This is a genomic window from Pseudoduganella danionis (genome assembly GCF_009720775.1).
Lineage (GTDB): Bacteria > Pseudomonadota > Gammaproteobacteria > Burkholderiales > Burkholderiaceae_D > Rugamonas > Rugamonas danionis.
Map to the genome: position 1 here is coordinate 108,878 of NZ_WNKW01000003.1, position 15,807 is coordinate 124,684.

14 protein-coding genes and 1 tRNA gene are annotated in these 15,807 nt (G+C 58.6%); 10 read left to right on the forward strand and 5 right to left on the reverse strand.

The window, feature by feature from the left end; all coding sequences use genetic code 11:
- Positions 1-422 precede the first annotated feature (422 nt).
- The 3 genes from GM655_RS12105 to ilvC are packed head-to-tail and all read left to right on the forward strand — an operon-like array spanning position 423 to position 3,693.
- Complete coding sequence (locus GM655_RS12105; RefSeq protein ID WP_155434952.1) at positions 423-2,159, forward strand: acetolactate synthase 3 catalytic subunit; 1,737 nt, start codon at positions 423-425, stop codon at positions 2,157-2,159.
- A gap of 1 nt (position 2,160) precedes the next feature.
- Positions 2,161-2,652 (forward strand): acetolactate synthase small subunit, encoded by a 492-nt coding sequence (ilvN, locus tag GM655_RS12110; protein ID WP_155434953.1) that lies wholly within the window; start codon positions 2,161-2,163, stop codon positions 2,650-2,652.
- 24 nt (positions 2,653-2,676) lie between these two features.
- Positions 2,677-3,693, forward strand: a complete 1,017-nt coding sequence (gene ilvC, locus GM655_RS12115; protein ID WP_155434954.1) for a ketol-acid reductoisomerase — start codon at positions 2,677-2,679, stop codon at positions 3,691-3,693.
- A gap of 238 nt (positions 3,694-3,931) precedes the next feature.
- Here ilvC and GM655_RS12120 read toward each other — a convergent pair whose 3' ends face one another.
- Both GM655_RS12120 and GM655_RS12125 read right to left on the reverse strand, forming a co-directional pair.
- On the reverse strand, positions 3,932-4,501 hold the full coding sequence (locus GM655_RS12120) for a PEP-CTERM sorting domain-containing protein (protein ID WP_155434955.1): 570 nt from the start codon (positions 4,499-4,501) through the stop codon (positions 3,932-3,934).
- A gap of 103 nt (positions 4,502-4,604) precedes the next feature.
- Positions 4,605-5,468 (reverse strand): prolipoprotein diacylglyceryl transferase, encoded by an 864-nt coding sequence (locus GM655_RS12125; RefSeq protein WP_155434956.1) that lies wholly within the window; start codon positions 5,466-5,468, stop codon positions 4,605-4,607.
- 172 nt (positions 5,469-5,640) lie between these two features.
- On the opposite strand from GM655_RS12125, the gene GM655_RS12130 reads away from it, so the two are divergent.
- From GM655_RS12130 to GM655_RS12140, 3 genes are all read left to right on the forward strand, one after another.
- Positions 5,641-6,420, forward strand: coding sequence for an SIMPL domain-containing protein (locus GM655_RS12130; protein ID WP_155434957.1), 780 nt, complete (start codon positions 5,641-5,643; stop codon positions 6,418-6,420).
- A 171-nt stretch (positions 6,421-6,591) separates the two neighbouring features.
- Positions 6,592-7,464, forward strand: a complete 873-nt coding sequence (gene pssA, locus GM655_RS12135; protein WP_155434958.1) for a CDP-diacylglycerol--serine O-phosphatidyltransferase — start codon at positions 6,592-6,594, stop codon at positions 7,462-7,464.
- 73 nt (positions 7,465-7,537) lie between these two features.
- Positions 7,538-9,085 (forward strand): 2-isopropylmalate synthase, encoded by a 1,548-nt coding sequence (locus tag GM655_RS12140; RefSeq protein ID WP_155434959.1) that lies wholly within the window; start codon positions 7,538-7,540, stop codon positions 9,083-9,085.
- Positions 9,086-9,110: 25 nt separating this feature from the next.
- Here the strand turns inward: GM655_RS12140 and GM655_RS12145 are convergent, their stop codons facing one another.
- The gene (locus GM655_RS12145) at positions 9,111-9,593 is read right to left on the reverse strand and encodes a hypothetical protein (RefSeq protein ID WP_155434960.1); all 483 of its coding nucleotides are present in this window, start codon (positions 9,591-9,593) and stop codon (positions 9,111-9,113) included.
- A gap of 166 nt (positions 9,594-9,759) precedes the next feature.
- Between GM655_RS12145 and rpsO the strand changes: the two genes are divergently transcribed.
- Both rpsO and pnp read left to right on the forward strand, forming a co-directional pair.
- On the forward strand, positions 9,760-10,029 hold the full coding sequence (rpsO, locus tag GM655_RS12150; RefSeq protein WP_155434961.1) for a 30S ribosomal protein S15: 270 nt from the start codon (positions 9,760-9,762) through the stop codon (positions 10,027-10,029).
- A gap of 236 nt (positions 10,030-10,265) precedes the next feature.
- Positions 10,266-12,383 (forward strand): polyribonucleotide nucleotidyltransferase, encoded by a 2,118-nt coding sequence (gene pnp, locus GM655_RS12155; protein ID WP_155434962.1) that lies wholly within the window; start codon positions 10,266-10,268, stop codon positions 12,381-12,383.
- Positions 12,384-12,571: 188 nt separating this feature from the next.
- Here pnp and GM655_RS12160 read toward each other — a convergent pair whose 3' ends face one another.
- Entirely contained in the window at positions 12,572-14,056 is a 1,485-nt protein-coding gene (locus tag GM655_RS12160) for a PQQ-dependent sugar dehydrogenase (RefSeq protein WP_155434963.1), read from the reverse strand.
- Positions 14,057-14,169: 113 nt separating this feature from the next.
- Here GM655_RS12160 and bla point away from each other — a divergent pair, with 113 nt between their 5' ends.
- A complete protein-coding gene (gene bla, locus GM655_RS12165) occupies positions 14,170-15,012 on the forward strand; it encodes a subclass B3 metallo-beta-lactamase (protein ID WP_155434964.1) in 843 nt (280 codons plus the stop codon).
- On the forward strand, positions 15,009-15,704 hold the full coding sequence (locus tag GM655_RS12170; RefSeq protein ID WP_155434965.1) for an alpha/beta fold hydrolase: 696 nt from the start codon (positions 15,009-15,011) through the stop codon (positions 15,702-15,704). The genes bla and GM655_RS12170 overlap by 4 nt, the downstream gene beginning before the upstream one ends.
- A gap of 6 nt (positions 15,705-15,710) precedes the next feature.
- Here GM655_RS12170 and GM655_RS12175 read toward each other — a convergent pair.
- A tRNA-Sec gene (locus GM655_RS12175) sits at positions 15,711-15,806 on the reverse strand.
- Between the last annotated feature and the right edge of the window lies 1 nt (position 15,807).

The following is a 15,807-nucleotide window of genomic DNA, read 5'->3' on the forward strand; positions in this document are numbered from 1 at the left end:
AGTCCTTTCTGCAGACTTTTCGCCGCACGCTAGCAAGAAAATGCTGCGATGCCGCGATATTTTCCAATTATCGCTTGCTCAAACGTGCGCGGCGGTGTACCGTATGGGACGCTTTGAACACCCCGAAGCTAAAGGTCAGATCGCCGCTGGCACACAACGCCGCAATCGATCCGACGCGCTTTCATATGTAGGCAGTTTGTTCTAACCCGCGCCACAAGCGCGAGAGGTATGTACAACCACTACAGACAGATCTCGCCAACGAGTTTGCGTTGAGCACCGCTTTGCACGTCACTACGGTTGACGGAAGAGGCTGGTGTATTCGCATCAAAGACAGGGGTGCAGGTCCAAGCTGTAGCGGTATCCATATTTCGCCAGGAAAGAACATCCGATCAATCTCCAATGGACCTTGAAAGGAATGTTTCATGAATACCGAAGCAACGCAGGGAGCAAATCTGCTCACTGGCGCGGAAATACTCGTCCGCTGCTTGGCTGACGAAGGCGTAGAACACGTCTTTGGCTATCCAGGTGGTGCGGTACTGTACATTTACGACGCCATCTTCAAACAAGACAAATTCCAACACGTACTGGTGCGACACGAGCAGGCCGCGATACACGCTGCCGACGCCTATTCGCGCAGTTCCGATAAAGTTGGTGTAGCGCTGGTAACGTCCGGTCCGGGCGTGACGAATGCCGTTACAGGTCTTTCTACCGCTTACATGGATTCCATCCCTATGGTGGTGATTTCGGGCCAGGTGCCTAGTCACGCCATCGGTCAGGATGCTTTCCAGGAATGCGACACGGTGGGTATTACCCGTCCCGTGGTCAAGCACAATTTCCTCGTCAAAGACGTCAAGGATTTGGCGGAAACCGTCAAGAAAGCCTTCTACATCGCCCGCACCGGCCGTCCAGGCCCAGTGCTGGTCGATATTCCGAAGGATATCTCGATGCATAAAACGACGTATTCCTACCCGAAAGAGGTGGAAATGCGTTCGTACAAACCGGTCGACAAAGGTCACGCCGGTCAGATCCGCAAGGCTGTGCAGTTGCTGCTGCAAGCCGAACGCCCGATGATCTACACGGGTGGTGGCGTGATCCTGGCGCATGCGTCGCCGGAACTGAACAAGCTGGTCGATAAACTCGGCTTCCCCGTCACCAACACCCTGATGGGTCTGGGCGCCTATCGCGCCAGCGACGATAAATTCGTCGGTATGCCGGGCATGCACGGGACCTATGAAGCGAATATGGCGATGCAGCATTGCGACGTCCTGATCGCCATCGGCGCCCGTTTCGACGACCGCGTGATCGGTAACCCGAAACACTTTGCTACCAACCCGCGCAAGATCATTCACGTCGATATCGACCCTTCGTCGATCTCGAAACGCGTGAAAGTGGACATTCCTATCGTCGGCAACGTCAAAGACGTGCTGATCGAGTTCCTGTCCCAGCTCGATGCGGCCGAGGCCAAGCCGAATGCGCCTGCGCTGAAGAACTGGTGGAAGCAGATCAACGAGTGGCGTGGCCGCGAGTGCCTGAAATTCGCCTCGTCCGATCTGGTGATCAAGCCGCAATCGGTGGTGCAGAAACTGTGGGAAGTGACCAAGGGCGATGCCTTCATCACTTCCGACGTGGGTCAGCACCAGATGTGGGCTGCGCAGTACTACCCGTTCGACAAGCCTAAGCGCTGGGTCAATTCCGGTGGTCTGGGCACCATGGGCGTCGGTCTGCCATACGCCATGGGCGTGCAGATGGCCAATCCGGATGCCACCGTAGCCTGTATCACGGGCGAAGGTTCGATCCAGATGTGTATCCAGGAACTGGCGACCTGCAAACAGTATCACCTGACGCCGAAGATCATCATGCTGAACAACCGTTTCCTCGGCATGGTTCGTCAGTGGCAACAGATCGATTACGGTTCGCGTTACTCGGAATCGTATATGGATTCGCTGCCTAACTTCGAGAAGCTGGCCGAGGCCTATGGTCACGTCGGCATGCGCATCGAAAAACCCGGTGATGTGGACGGCGCACTGCGTGACGCCTTCGCCATGAAAGACAAGCTGGTCTTCATGAACTTCATCACAGATCAATCGGAAAACGTCTGGCCGATGGTGAAAGCGGGCAAAGGGCTCTCTGAAATGCTGTTGGGTTCGGAGGACTTATAACATGCGACACATTATCTCTGTCTTGCTGGAAAACGAAGCCGGCGCGCTGTCGCGCGTGGTGGGCCTGTTCTCGGCCCGCGGCTACAACATCGAAACACTGACGGTTGCTCCAACCGAAGATGCCACCCTGTCGCGGATGACGATCGTCACCACCGGCTCGGACGACATCATCGAACAGATCACCAAGCACCTGAACCGCCTGATCGAAGTGGTGAAGGTGGTGGATCTGACGGAAGGCCAGCACATCGAACGTGAACTGATGCTGATCAAGGTGCGCGCCGTAGGTAAGGAGCGTGAAGAAATGAAGCGTACGGCGGACATCTTCCGCGGCCGCATCATCGACGTCACGGAAAAAACCTACACGATAGAACTGACGGGGGCCAAGTCCAAGCTGGACGCCTTCATCGACTCGATCGACCGTACTGCCATCCTCGAAACGGTACGTACCGGCGGTTCCGGTATCGGCCGCGGCGAACGCATCCTCAAAGTGTAAACAAATTTATCCAAAGGAATGACCATGAAAGTTTTCTACGACAAAGACGCTGACCTCTCCCTGATCAAAGGCAAAAACGTTGCCATCATCGGCTACGGCTCGCAAGGCCACGCCCACGCACAGAACCTGAGCGACTCGGGCGTCAACGTGACCGTTGGCCTGCGCAAAGGCGGCTCCTCGTGGAGCAAGGTAGAAAAAGCCGGTCTGAAAGTGGCAGAAGTCAACGATGCAGTGAAAGCCGCTGACGTCATCATGATCCTGCTGCCAGATGAAAACATCGCTCAGGTGTACAACGAAAACGTTGCACCACACGCCAAGCAAGGCGCGGTACTGGCCTTCGCCCACGGCTTCAACGTGCACTACGGCCAAGTTGTGCCACGCGCCGATCTGGACGTGATCATGGTTGCTCCTAAAGCACCAGGCCACACCGTGCGCGCAACCTACACCCAGGGTGGCGGTGTGCCACACCTGATCGCTGTGTATCAGGACAAGTCCGGCATCGCCCGCGACATCGCTCTGTCGTACGCTTCGGCCAACGGCGGCGGCCGTGCCGGCATCATCGAAACCAACTTCCGTGAAGAAACCGAAACCGACCTGTTCGGCGAACAGGCTGTTCTGTGCGGTGGCGCGGTTGAACTGATCAAAGCCGGTTTCGAAACGCTGGTAGAAGCTGGCTACGCTCCAGAAATGGCTTACTTCGAGTGCCTGCACGAACTGAAACTGATCGTGGACCTGATCTACGAAGGCGGTATCGCCAACATGAACTACTCGATCTCGAACAACGCCGAATACGGCGAGTACGTGACGGGCCCACGTGTTGTGACCGCAGCGACCAAAGATGCAATGCGTCAGTGCCTGAAAGACATCCAGACCGGTGAATATGCCAAGTCCTTCATCCTGGAAAACAAAGCCGGAGCACCGACCCTGATCTCGCGTCGTCGTCTGACCGCCGAGCATCAGATCGAAGAAGTGGGTGCCAAACTGCGCGCCATGATGCCTTGGATCGCCAAGAACAAGATGGTTGACCAGTCGAAGAACTAAGCTAGCTTCACGCTAACTTAAAACGGGGCAGGCCGCAGGGTCTGCCCCGTTTTTATTTGCGCTGCGGTTCCGATGCCCGGCTTTTTCTAGTGTTGGAATAGTTCAGATTTGAACTGGCACGCGGAGAAATCACCCCGCCACGCGAGCAGCCAAAATCAGAAGAAAGCGCCACCTCAAACTGGAAGCTGCAATGATCTAACAATGCGGCCTCCTAATATCTATCTGGCGGTAATCAGTGTTATACCGCAGTGTGCTTGCGAGCGCGCAAAGCAACCACTCCCAGACCTAGCATCAGCATGGCATAGGATGCCGGCTCTGGAACGGCGCTAATCGCCCAGCTACCATTGACGTTGCGGTCATGCATCCAAATCCCGCCTGGTGGATGTTTGTCATCGGTATAGTACAAGCCAGCTTCAACAAAGGTCGTGCCTATCGTACTCGGATTGACGGTATAGCTGTAGAAATCGAAGCTTACTATCGGGCCCAGACCATACACGATGATATCGTTCGATTTACCACTGAACGAAAGCACACCTTCGCCAAAATCGCCGGCCAGTGATGCAACGCCGAACTTGTTGAGGAGCTCGCCGGCGACCGTGAGACGGGTAAATTTCACTTTGCGGATAAGGTCCCCATCGCGTGTGCCGGTGAAGTCTGCTTGAATGGTCCATGGTTCTGGAATCCAGACCGAAGGTGCGCTGAGAGGACTGAATTTGTAGGTGAGATGGAACTGCTCAGTTGCCGCGCTGGCGTTGGCACTCATCAACGCGACGGCGAGCAATGACATTAAGTAGCGAACGATTTTCATATATACCCCAGAGGTTATCAGAAACTTAATTATGCATTAAATAACAATAAATAAGTTGAGAAATTTTCAACGATTTCTGATAACTATTTTCTATATTTGGGGACTAGCGGCGCTGGCGTTTGAGCAGCAGGCCGATCAGGCCGAGTGTGATCAGGGCGCTGGCAATCAGTTCGGCTTGCGTGGCTTGCAGGTTACCGAGCTTGATGACGGGATTCACGCGGATCTGTTCGATCAGCAGGCGCTCGGCGCCGGCCAGCAGCAGGTAGAGCGAAAACAGCCAGCCGATGCGGAACGGATGGCGCCGCACGGCCCACAGCAGGCCGAAGCACAGCAACGCCATCGCGGTCTCGTACATGGGCGTCGGGTAGACGCCCGGTGCGGCGATCAGCTCGCCGTAGATGTTGTTGTCATAGGTCTGGGCCCACAGCCAACTGGGCAGCCAGTCCGGTTTGAGCGCCATGTTGGCGGCGATGCCCCAGTCGCCATCACCGGAAATCTGGCAGCCGATGCGGCCGATGGCGTAGCCCAGCATCAGGGCGGGGGCGGCGGCATCGAGCAGGGGCGTGACGGGCAAACGCCAGCGGCGCGCGCACAGCATGCCGGCAAAGGTGCCGAAGATCAGGCCGCCGAAGATGCTCAGACCCGAACGCGTGAATATCATGCCTAGCGGGTCGGCCAAGAACTGGTCGAGATGGTCGAGAATGTGGAACAGGCGTGCGCCCAGTACGCCGGCGATCAGTACGATAATGATAAAGTCGCTGACGATTTCCTGTGGCGGACGCGATAGTCCATGCACATAGGCAGGGCCGATGCGGCCAGCTTCATAGAAGCGTTTGAGTTCGGCGCGAAAGCTGCTGCCTGCGGCCAGTGCGCCCAGTGCCACAAACAGGCCGAAGGTGGCCAGCGGCAAGGGCAGGGCATAGCCAGTGGCTGCCTGTATGACGTCGCTCAGATAGGGGTACGACATGGGCACTTTCACAGTCGAAGTGGGGCGAATGTACCATAGGCAGACGCGAGTGCAGCATTTGTGGCTGATTTCTTGCGCGCGAATTGTTACAAACGCTCACCATGTGTTACGGGTTGGCGTGTGGAAATCGGGTAAAGTTGGCCTCGTTGTTAAACTTGCTATGGAGTCTGTTATGACCGCTGCTAAGACCGCACTGAAATCACTCGTCACCGCCACTGCCGCAACGCTGGCATTTTCCGCGTATGCCGCCGGCGCAGATGCCGTACAGACCACGGGCACACTGGTCGTCGTCCCGGCTTCGGGCGAAGTGCAGCATGCGAATGATCAGGTAGTCGCGACGCTGGCCATCGAAGAGCAGGACAAGGACAAAGCCGTGGCTGCCTCGCGGGTGAATACCAAGATGCGTCAGGGGCTGGAAATATTGAAGAAGGAAGACCCGGTCGCCATGCTGAAGACGCAGGGCTATTACACCTATCCCGTGTATGCGGAAGAGCGTCCGCTGCCGAATGGTCAGCCAGCGCGCCAGCGCGCAATTACGGGTTGGCGTGTGGGCCAGTATGTGCAGATGACCACCACCAGTCTGGACAAGCTGCCGAAGACTGTGGCCGCAGCACAGAAAGTGCTGGCACTGAATAATCTGCAGTTTGGCCTGACGCCGGAAACCACCCGCAAACTCGATGAAGCGCGGATAGCGGCCGCCTACCGCAACCTGAATGACCGGGTGTCCTACATGGCCAAGGCGATGGGGCGCAATGCCAGCGAAGCCGTACTGGAGGCCGTGGACTTCGAAGGCACGGGCAACTTCCTGCAGGAGCGCCAGTATGCGGCGGCGCCGGCGGTGATGATGCGCACGGCCAAGATGGCCGATGACGTCAGCGTCGCCGAGCCTAGTTTCGAGCCGGGCGAGACCACCGTGCAGGTGGGGCTGGTGGCCAAAGTGCGCTTCAAATAAGCCGCAGCCAGCGCCGGCCAGAGGTGGGCGGTGCGGAATTGGTCAGGTAGGCCGATTTAGTCGGCCGATCACGTCAGAATCAAGGGGGATGGTGCGACTATCCCCCTTTTTTATGGTCGGCTCCACTATAATGGTGGCGCATTAACTTCAGCTTTCAGGAAACAGAACACTATGGCTAAATTCCCCCGCCGCCGCGCCAAGGCTGGCGTCAATCTGGCAAAGACGCCGCAAATGTCGCGCTTTGCCCGCTTTGCCCGTCGTGCCCGCGGGGAGGATCTGGACCGGCCACGTCATCGCGGCATCTATCTGCTGCCGAATGCCTTCACCACGGCAGCGCTGTTCTGCGGCTTCTATGCCATCGTGATGGCCATGAACCTGAAATTCGAACACGCGGCATGGGCGATTTTCATCGCCATGATACTGGACGGTCTCGATGGCCGTGTGGCCCGCCTGACCAATACCCAGAGCGAGTTCGGCGCCCAGTACGACAGCCTGTCCGATATGGTGTCGTTTGGTGCCGCACCGGCGCTGGTGATCTACGAATGGTCGCTGCGCGGTCTGGGCAAACTGGGCTGGATCGCCGCGTTTGTCTACTGCGCCGGCGCTGCGCTGCGTCTGGCCCGTTTCAACACCAATATCCAGGTGGTGGACAAGCGCTTCTTCCAGGGCTTGCCTTCGCCTTCCGCTGCTGCGCTGGTAGCCGGTTTCGTGCTGCTGATGGTGGATCAGGAAGTATCCGGCATCGAGCTGCGCTGGGTGTCGTGGAGCATTGCCATGTTCGCCGGCCTGACCATGGTGACCAATGTGCCTTTCTACAGCTTCAAGGACATCAATTTCCGCAAGTCTGTGCCGTTTATTGCAGTGTTCCTGATTGCGCTGGTGTTCGCACTGGTGTCCATCGATCCGCCCAAGGTGCTGTTCCCTATCTTTATCGCTTATGGCCTGTCCGGTTATGTCGTCTCTGCATGGCGTCTGGCCAAAGGCAAGAAAGTCAGCCTGATCCAGACCGAGCAGGAAACCAGCGACCCCAGCGAACGCCGCTAAGCCCACACTACAAAGACCTGAGGGCGGCAGGCCCTGAGAATTCAAGCAACGAAGCACAAGCCACGGAGCTATTATGAGCAACTCATCCAACCGCCTGATTATCTTTGACACCACCCTGCGCGATGGCGAGCAATCGCCGGGCGCTTCCATGACCAAGGACGAAAAAGTCCGCATCGCCAAACAGCTGGAACGGCTGCGCGTGGATGTGATCGAGGCTGGCTTTGCTGCCGCCTCGCAGGGTGACTTCGAATCGATCCGCGCGATTGCTACTGCAGTACGTGAATCGACCATCTGCTCGCTGTCGCGCGCCAATGATCGCGATATCGCCCGTGCTGCCGAAGCGCTGGCACCGGCCGAGCGCAAACGCATCCACACCTTCATCGCCACCTCCAAGCTGCACATGGAGATGAAGCTGCGCATGCTGCCGGAACAGGTGCTGCTGCAGGCCCGTAATGCCGTGCGTTTCGCGCGCCAGCATACCGACGATATTGAATTCAGCCCGGAAGATGGCAGCCGCTCGGATGAAGACTTCCTGTGCCGCGTGCTGGAAGGTGTGATCGACGAGGGCGCCACCACGATTAACTTCCCGGACACGGTAGGCTATGCCGTGCCGGAGATTTTCGGCGAAACCATACGTCGCTTGCGCGAACGGATTCCGAATTCGGACAAGGCCATCTGGTCGGTGCACTGCCACAACGATCTGGGTTTGGCCGTGGCCAACTCGCTGGCCGGTGTGATGATAGGCGGCGCACGTCAGATCGAATGCACCATCAACGGTCTGGGCGAACGTGCCGGTAACACGGCGCTGGAAGAAGTGGTGATGGCACTGCGCACGCGCCGCGCCTACTACAATCTGGACGTCGGCATCGATACTACCCAGATCGTGGCTGCATCGAAGATGGTCTCGCAGATTACCGGCTTTGCCGTGCAGCCTAACAAGGCGGTGGTAGGCGCCAACGCCTTCGCACACGCCTCGGGCATCCATCAGGACGGCATGCTGAAATCGCGTGAGACCTACGAGATCATGCGCGCCGAAGACGTGGGCTGGACTGCCACCAAGATCGTGCTGGGCAAACTGTCGGGCCGTAACGCCTTCAAGCAGCGCCTGACGGAGCTGGGCATCGAGCTGGAATCGGAAGCGGAAATCAATGCCGCCTTCGTGCGCTTCAAGGAACTGGCCGACCGCAAGGCCGATATCTTCGACGAAGATATTCTGGCGCTGGTATCGGACGAGCAGCAATCGCAGGATAGCGAGTACTACCGCTTCATCAGTCTGGCGCAGCAGTCCGATACGGGCACCACGCCTAGCGCGAAAGTGGTGTTCACTATCGATGGCGAGGAGCACACTTCGGAAGGCCGTGGCGATGGTCCGGTCGATGCAACGGTGAATGCGATCGAGTCGGAAGTGGGCAGTGGCGCCGAACTGGTGCTGTTCTCTGTGAACGCGATCAGCACCGGCACCCAGTCGCAGGGCGAAGTGACCATGCGTCTGTCCAAGGATGGTCGTATCGTCAATGGCGTGGGTGCCCATCCGGACATCATCGTGGCCTCGGCCAAGGCCTATCTGTCGGCGCTGAACAAGCTGCACTCGAAGGTCGAACGCGTCAACCCGCAAGTGTGATGCACAGGGCGGGGCGAGCGGCTGCCTAGCGTAGCTGGCGCCCCTGCCGGTCGGGATCAGGGCCGTTGACCATGGCCTGCACCACGCCGTTGCGGTCGAACTCGACGTGCATCATCGAGTCCCAGACTTTCTGTTCCTTGTAGCGATACCGCCAGACGTCACCCTCTACGCTGGCGTAGTGCACCACCTCGTTAGGGCGACCGAAGCGGGCCAGGATGGTCTGCTTGGTATCGCGCTTGAGCGCGACACCGGCAAATTTCTCGCTGGTCAGCACTTGCTCGAACGAGATCAGACGGCCATCCGGCCCCAGTTTCGCCATATAGGTGCTCTGGCCTAGTGGCCCTTGCGCATATTCCAGCATGGTGTTGCCGTCCAGCGTGTAGCGCCCCGTGGGCTGTCCCAGACTGGCTAGCACGGCCGCCTCACTGGAGCCGGCCGGTGGTGCTTGCAGGCCGGCACATGCGCTAAATGCGAGCACAAATGTTGTTGCGGCTATAATGTTTTTCATAAAAAACCCCACGCGCCATGCAGAAGATGAAACGATTGTAGTCAAATCAGGATACAGGGGCGCGAATTTCCGTTATAATCGCGGGTCTGGTCTTCCGATCAGATTTTTTTGAAGCTCACGGTGGGCAGGGTTCAGACTCCGCGCACCGCATGTGAAAGGTAATATCATGACCGTAGAAAACATCAACAAAGCCGCTATCATTGCGGACAACGCCCGTGGTCAAAAAGACACCGGTTCGCCAGAAGTTCAAGTTGCACTGCTGACCGCACGCATCAACGAACTGAACGCCCACTTCAAAGCACACACCAAAGATCACCACTCGCGTCGTGGTCTGATTATGATGGTTAACCGTCGTAAATCGCTGCTGTCCTACCTGAAGGGCAAAGATGCTACCCGTTACCGCGATCTGATCGCTAAACTGGGTCTGCGTAAGTAATATTGCATCATCCGGCTTAACGAAATGCCTGCGCCAGTTTTCTGACGCGGGCATTTTGTCTTTCAAGCCGGGCAAAAATTGCTAGGCAGCATACGCTCTTGGCAACGCAGCATGGAATTCCGATTTTGTAGTTTGTAGTGAGTTGTAAAAAAGCAGTAAAGGTGGTCGCGAGGCTGCCTGTGGTGAGGTGAACGACAGCCCCTGAAAATCTGTCGGCAAATAGAAAGGGATTACCCATGTTTAATAAAGTTACGAAAACCTTCCAGTACGGTCAACACACCGTCACGCTGGAAACTGGCGAGATCGCTCGTCAGGCCTCCGGCGCAGTGATGGTATCGGTTGAAGATACCGTGATTCTGGCCACCGTGGTAGCGCGTAAAGACGCCAAGCCAGGTCAGGATTTCTTCCCACTGACCGTCGACTACGTTGAAAAAACCTATGCAGCCGGTAAGATTCCTGGCGGTTTCTTCAAACGTGAAGGTCGTCCATCGGAAAAGGAAACGCTGACCTCGCGTCTGATCGACCGTCCTATCCGTCCGCTGTTCCCAGAAGGTTACCTGAACGAAGTGCAAGTGATCATTCACGTGCTGTCGGTCAATCCTGAAATCGATCCGGACATCCCTTCGATGATCGGTGCTTCGGCCGCTCTGTGCGTCGCTGGCGTGCCTTTCAACGGTCCTATCGGCGCTGCCCGCGTGGGTTACGCCAACGGTCAGTACATCCTGAACCCGACCGTAGAACAACTGAAAACCTCGCAGATGGATCTGGTGGTGGCCGGTACCGAAACCGCCGTGCTGATGGTGGAATCGGAAGCGCAGCAACTGTCGGAAGAAATCATGCTGGGCGCCGTGGTGTATGGCCACGAGCAGATGAAAGCTGTCATCGACGCGATCCATGATCTGGTACGCGACGGCGGCAAGCCAGAAGTCGAATGGGCACCACCTGCCAAGAACGAAGCGCTGATCGCCCGCGTGGCGCACTTCGCTGGCGACAAACTGTCGGCTGCCTATCAGGTGAAAGACAAGCAGGAACGTACCGCCAAGCTGAAGACCGCTTCGGCTGAAATCATGGCTGACCTGTCGGCTGAAGCTGCTGCCGCTGGCACCAGCGTGGACGCTGCCGAAGTTGGCAACATCCTGTTCGAAATGGAAGCCAAGATCGTACGTTCGCAGATTCTGGACGGCGAGCCACGTATCGACGGCCGCGACACCCGCACCGTACGTCCGATCTCGATCCGTACCTCGGTACTGCCACGTACCCACGGTTCGGCCTTGTTCACCCGTGGTGAAACCCAGGCGCTGGTAGTTGCCACGCTGGGCACCGCGCGTGACAGCCAGAAGATCGATGCACTGATGGGCGAATTCACCGACCCGTTCATGCTGCACTACAACATGCCTCCGTTCGCCACCGGCGAAACGGGCCGCGTGGGTACGCCTAAGCGCCGCGAAATCGGCCACGGCCGTCTGGCCAAGCGCGCACTGATCGCTGCTCTGCCTTCGCAGGAAGAGTTCAGCTACGCCGTGCGTCTGGTATCGGAAATCACCGAATCGAACGGTTCCTCGTCGATGGCTTCCGTCTGCGGCGGCTGCCTGGCACTGATGGACGCTGGCGTTCCGATGAAAGAACACGTGGCCGGTATCGCCATGGGTCTGATCAAGGAAGGCGGCAAGTTCGCTGTGCTGTCCGACATTCTGGGTGACGAAGACCACCTGGGCGACATGGACTTCAAAGTGGCTGGTACCCGCAACGGTATCACGGCACTGCAGATGGACATCAAGATCATGGGCATCACCAAGGAAATCATGCAAGTGGCACTGGCGCAAGCCAAAGAAGGCCGCGAGCACATCCTGGGCGAAATGCAGAAAGCCATGCCTAACGTGAAGACCGAACTGTCGGACTTCGCCCCACGTCTGATCACCATCAAGATCAACCCAGAGAAGATCCGTGACGTGATCGGTAAAGGCGGCGCCGTGATTCGCGCTCTGACCGAAGAAACCGGTACCCAGATCGACATCAGCGACGAAGGCGTGGTCACCATTGCTTCCGTCGATGCTGCTGCAGGTCAGGAAGCCAAACGCCGTATCGAAGAACTGACTGCTTCGGTAGAAGTAGGCAAGTGCTACGACGGCGTGGTTCTGAAGCTGCTGGACTTCGGCGCGATCGTGCAGGTAATGCCGGGCAAAGACGGTCTGCTGCACATCTCGCAGATCGCCAACGAGCGTGTGAACGCCGTGGCTGACTACCTGAAAGAAGGTCAGGCTGTACGCGTCAAGGTTCTGGAAACCGACGACCGCGGCCGTCTGAAACTGTCGATGAAAGCTGCTGCTGAAGAAGCAGCTGCCGCAGCACAGTAATCCTTCCGGCTCAGGCCGTAAGCAAAACCGCCGGTGCGCAAGTCCGGCGGTTTTTTTATTTTGGGGTCAGGTCGGGCAAAGTGCAGGTGTCAGGTCGGGCAAAGTGCAGGTGTCAGGTCGGGCTTTGGTGCAGAGTCTGCTTGAGCTTTGGCGAGCTCTGCACCAATGCCCGACCTGACCCCGAGGGTTTATTTGCCGTCGTAGGTGACGCGGTAGATGCGGCCACCGTAGTCGTCCGAGATCAGCATGGAACCATCGGCCAGCGTGACCAGATCGACAGGGCGGCCAACCACTTCTTCGCCGCGCAGGAAGCCGTCGACGAAGGCCGTGTCGGTGACGACCTTGCTGTTGTAGAGCGTGATCAGACGCACGCTGTAGCCACTCTTGGTCGTACGGTTCCACGAGCCGTGTTCGGCGATGTAGGCCTGATTACGATAGGAAGCAGGGAACTGGCTGCCCGTGTAGAAGGTCATGCCCAGTGGTGCGACGTGCGGCCCCAGTTTGGCGACAGGCGCTTCGAACTCTTCGCAGCTACGGCCATGGGAGAAGTCGGGATCCGGCACTACGCCGCCGTGGCAATACGGGAAGCCGAAGTGCAGGCCGGGTTTGGGCGCGATATTCAGTTCGCACGATGGCGTGTTGTCGCCCATTTCGTCGCGTCCGTTATCGGTGAACCACAGCGCTTTCGTAGTCGGGTGGAAGTCAAAGCCTACCGTGTTGCGCACGCCGCGTGCATATTCTTCCAGACCGCTACCATCGGCATTCATGCGGTAGATCTTGGCGTGCATGCTGTCTTCCGTTTCGCACACATTGCAAGGCGCGCCGACCGGGATGTAGAGCTTGCCGTCAGGGCCGGCTTTGATGACTTTCTCGCCGTGCCACTTATCGTTAGGCAGCTTTACTTTGAGGACGGTGTAGGCCGGCTTGCTGGCGTAGTGCTTGTCGATCTGGTCGAAGCGGATTACGCGGCTGATTTCGCCCACGTACAGCGCGCCGTTGAGCAGGGTGACGCCGATCGGGTTTTCCAGACCTTCGGCCACGGTGACGACGTCGGCCTGCTGCTTATCGGCGCGCGGTACCAGTGCATAGACTTTACCGGCCTTGCGCGAACCCACATAGACGATGCCGCTGTCCGATACCACCATGCTGCGTGCAGCCGCTACCTGATCGGCATAGACGCTGATGTGGAAGCCTTTCGGCAGCTTGAAGCCGTTAAGGTCAGGGATGTTCTGCTGGGCCTTTGCGGCAGCAATGGCGGCGGCCGTTGCAGGTGTCGTGGCGGCTGCAGCCGCAGGCGCCGCTACGCTGGCCACTTTGCTGACCACTGCAGGCTTATTTGCATTGGCTGCAATGTAGCTGGCCAGTTGCTCGATCTGCGCGGCGCTCAGCGTCTTGCCCCATGAAGGCATATCTTTTTCCGGCACCCCGCGCGTAATCACCTTGACCAGATTGGCCTTGGTCGGCGCACCGTGCAGCCATTTGTGCGCACCCAGCGTCGGGCCGATGGCACCCTGCATGGCGCTGCCGTGGCAGGCCGCACAATGGGTCTGGTACAACTGCTCGGCGCTGCTGACGGTTTCGGCGGCGTGGGCTGGCGCGAGGGCAGCAAACAGGGCGGGCAGCAGGGCGCTCAGGCCGGCCTGAGTAGCGCTACGCAGTGCGGATGATTTCATGGCGGGGTTCCTTCATAGTGAAGGCGGTATTGTGCCATGCGCACTGAATTTCTACCTGTGCGTTGTGGAACGCTGGCATTACAATGTTGAAAATTCCTTAACTCGACTGCGCCATGAAAAAAATCCTGATTGCTGCCTTGCTTGCCCTAGGTTCCCACGCTGCCCATGCGGACGATGACTGGAACCAGCCGCGCGATCCGTTCCGCATCTACGGCAATACCTATTACGTCGGTGTGGCCGGCCTGAGTTCCGTGCTGGTGACTTCGCCCCAAGGCCATATTCTGCTCGATGGCGCCTTGCCGGATTCGCCCAAGCTGATTGCCGCCAGCATCCGCAAGCTGGGCTTCAAGCTGCGCGATGTGAAGCTGATTCTGAGTTCGCACGACCATGTGGACCACGCAGGCGGCATCGCGGAACTGCAGCGCATGACGGGGGCGACGGTGGTGGCTAGCGCCTCCGCTGCAGCATCGCTCAAGCGCGGCCGCATGGACAAGGACGATCCCCAGTTCATCGGCAATACGCCGTATGCCCCCGTCAAGCGCGTGCGCGCGGTGGCGGATGGCGAAGTGGTGCGCCTAGGCTCGCTGGCGCTGACGGCCATGGCGACGCCCGGCCATACGGCGGGCGGTACTAGCTGGCGCTGGCAGTCATGCGAGCAGGGTAGCTGCCGTAATCTGGTGTATGCCGACAGTATCTATCCCGTACGCGGCAAGGGCTACCGCTTTACCGATCATCCCGAGGTGGTTGCGCAGTTCGAGCACAGCTACGCGACACTCAACGCAGCGCCGTGCGACATACTGGTGACGGCGCATCCATCGTTCTCGGAGCAGTGGCCGCAACTGTCGTCCGGCCAGCCGGTTGCTGTGGCAGAAGGTCAGCCTAGCGCCTGCCAGAAGCTGGTAGCGACCATGCAGCCCGAGTTGAAGCAGCGGCTGGCCGAGGAAGCCGCCAAATGATCGTCGATTTCGCAGTGCCGTTCGGCGAGGCGCTGCTGCAGGGGGACCAGTATGTGGGCGCTGATAGCAACCGCGTGCTGTACCTGCACGGCGCAGGCAATAGCAGCCGCCATGGCCACCGTCTGCTGCGCGGGGCTTTGCAGCAGCGCGGCATCGGCAGCACCTGCTTTGATTGCATAGGCCACGGTGACACAGGCGGTGTGCTGGCGCAGTCCTCGGTGGCGAGTCGCACGCGTCAGGCACAGGCTGTGGCCGAAGCGCGCGCGTTGCCGCAGCCGCTGGCCGTGGTGGGGGCCAGCATGGGTGCCTACAACGCTATCCGCATGACGCAAAGCCATGCGGTCGATGCGCTGGTGCTGATCGTGCCGGGTGTGTATACGCCCAGTGCCTACGAAGTGCCGTTCGGGCCGGACTTTTCTGCCGTGATCCGCCAGCCGCGTAGCTGGGCTGATAGCGATGCGTGGGACATACTAGGGCAGTTCGAAGGGCGCTTGCTGGTGATCGCGGCGGAGCACGATGCCACGATTCCGCTGGAGATACCGGAACGGCTGGTGGCTGCTGCAACGCGGGCGCAGTCTGCGCAGCTGCATGTGGTCGACGGCGCCCAGCATAACTATCTGTGGGCGCTACTGGCCGAGCAGCCAGCCAGGCTGGATGCCGCCATCGAGATGGTGTGCGGGGTGTTGAAGTAGCGGGGATGGCGGAAGGCAGTAAGAGTCGAACTTACAGGAGAGCGGCTGACGCCCCCCACCGGGTTTGAAGCCCGGCCCCATCACCGGATAAGTATGCCTTCCG

What these genes read in the sequence shown, in the direction of transcription:
- pssA (WP_155434958.1), top strand. Translation starts at nt 6,592, where the DNA reads ATGGCTAAATTCCCCCGCCGCCGCGCCAAGGCTGGCGTCAATCTGGCA.
- pnp (WP_155434962.1), top strand. Translation starts at nt 10,266, where the DNA reads ATGTTTAATAAAGTTACGAAAACCTTCCAGTACGGTCAACACACCGTC.
- ilvN (WP_155434953.1), top strand. Translation starts at nt 2,161, where the DNA reads ATGCGACACATTATCTCTGTCTTGCTGGAAAACGAAGCCGGCGCGCTG.
- GM655_RS12170 (WP_155434965.1), top strand. Translation starts at nt 15,009, where the DNA reads ATGATCGTCGATTTCGCAGTGCCGTTCGGCGAGGCGCTGCTGCAGGGG.
- bla (WP_155434964.1), top strand. Translation starts at nt 14,170, where the DNA reads ATGAAAAAAATCCTGATTGCTGCCTTGCTTGCCCTAGGTTCCCACGCT.
- rpsO (WP_155434961.1), top strand. Translation starts at nt 9,760, where the DNA reads ATGACCGTAGAAAACATCAACAAAGCCGCTATCATTGCGGACAACGCC.
- GM655_RS12125 (WP_155434956.1), bottom strand. Translation starts at nt 5,468, where the DNA reads ATGTCGTACCCCTATCTGAGCGACGTCATACAGGCAGCCACTGGCTAT.
- GM655_RS12160 (WP_155434963.1), bottom strand. Translation starts at nt 14,056, where the DNA reads ATGAAATCATCCGCACTGCGTAGCGCTACTCAGGCCGGCCTGAGCGCC.
- GM655_RS12120 (WP_155434955.1), bottom strand. Translation starts at nt 4,501, where the DNA reads ATGAAAATCGTTCGCTACTTAATGTCATTGCTCGCCGTCGCGTTGATG.
- GM655_RS12140 (WP_155434959.1), top strand. Translation starts at nt 7,538, where the DNA reads ATGAGCAACTCATCCAACCGCCTGATTATCTTTGACACCACCCTGCGC.
- ilvC (WP_155434954.1), top strand. Translation starts at nt 2,677, where the DNA reads ATGAAAGTTTTCTACGACAAAGACGCTGACCTCTCCCTGATCAAAGGC.
- GM655_RS12145 (WP_155434960.1), bottom strand. Translation starts at nt 9,593, where the DNA reads ATGAAAAACATTATAGCCGCAACAACATTTGTGCTCGCATTTAGCGCA.
- GM655_RS12130 (WP_155434957.1), top strand. Translation starts at nt 5,641, where the DNA reads ATGACCGCTGCTAAGACCGCACTGAAATCACTCGTCACCGCCACTGCC.
- GM655_RS12105 (WP_155434952.1), top strand. Translation starts at nt 423, where the DNA reads ATGAATACCGAAGCAACGCAGGGAGCAAATCTGCTCACTGGCGCGGAA.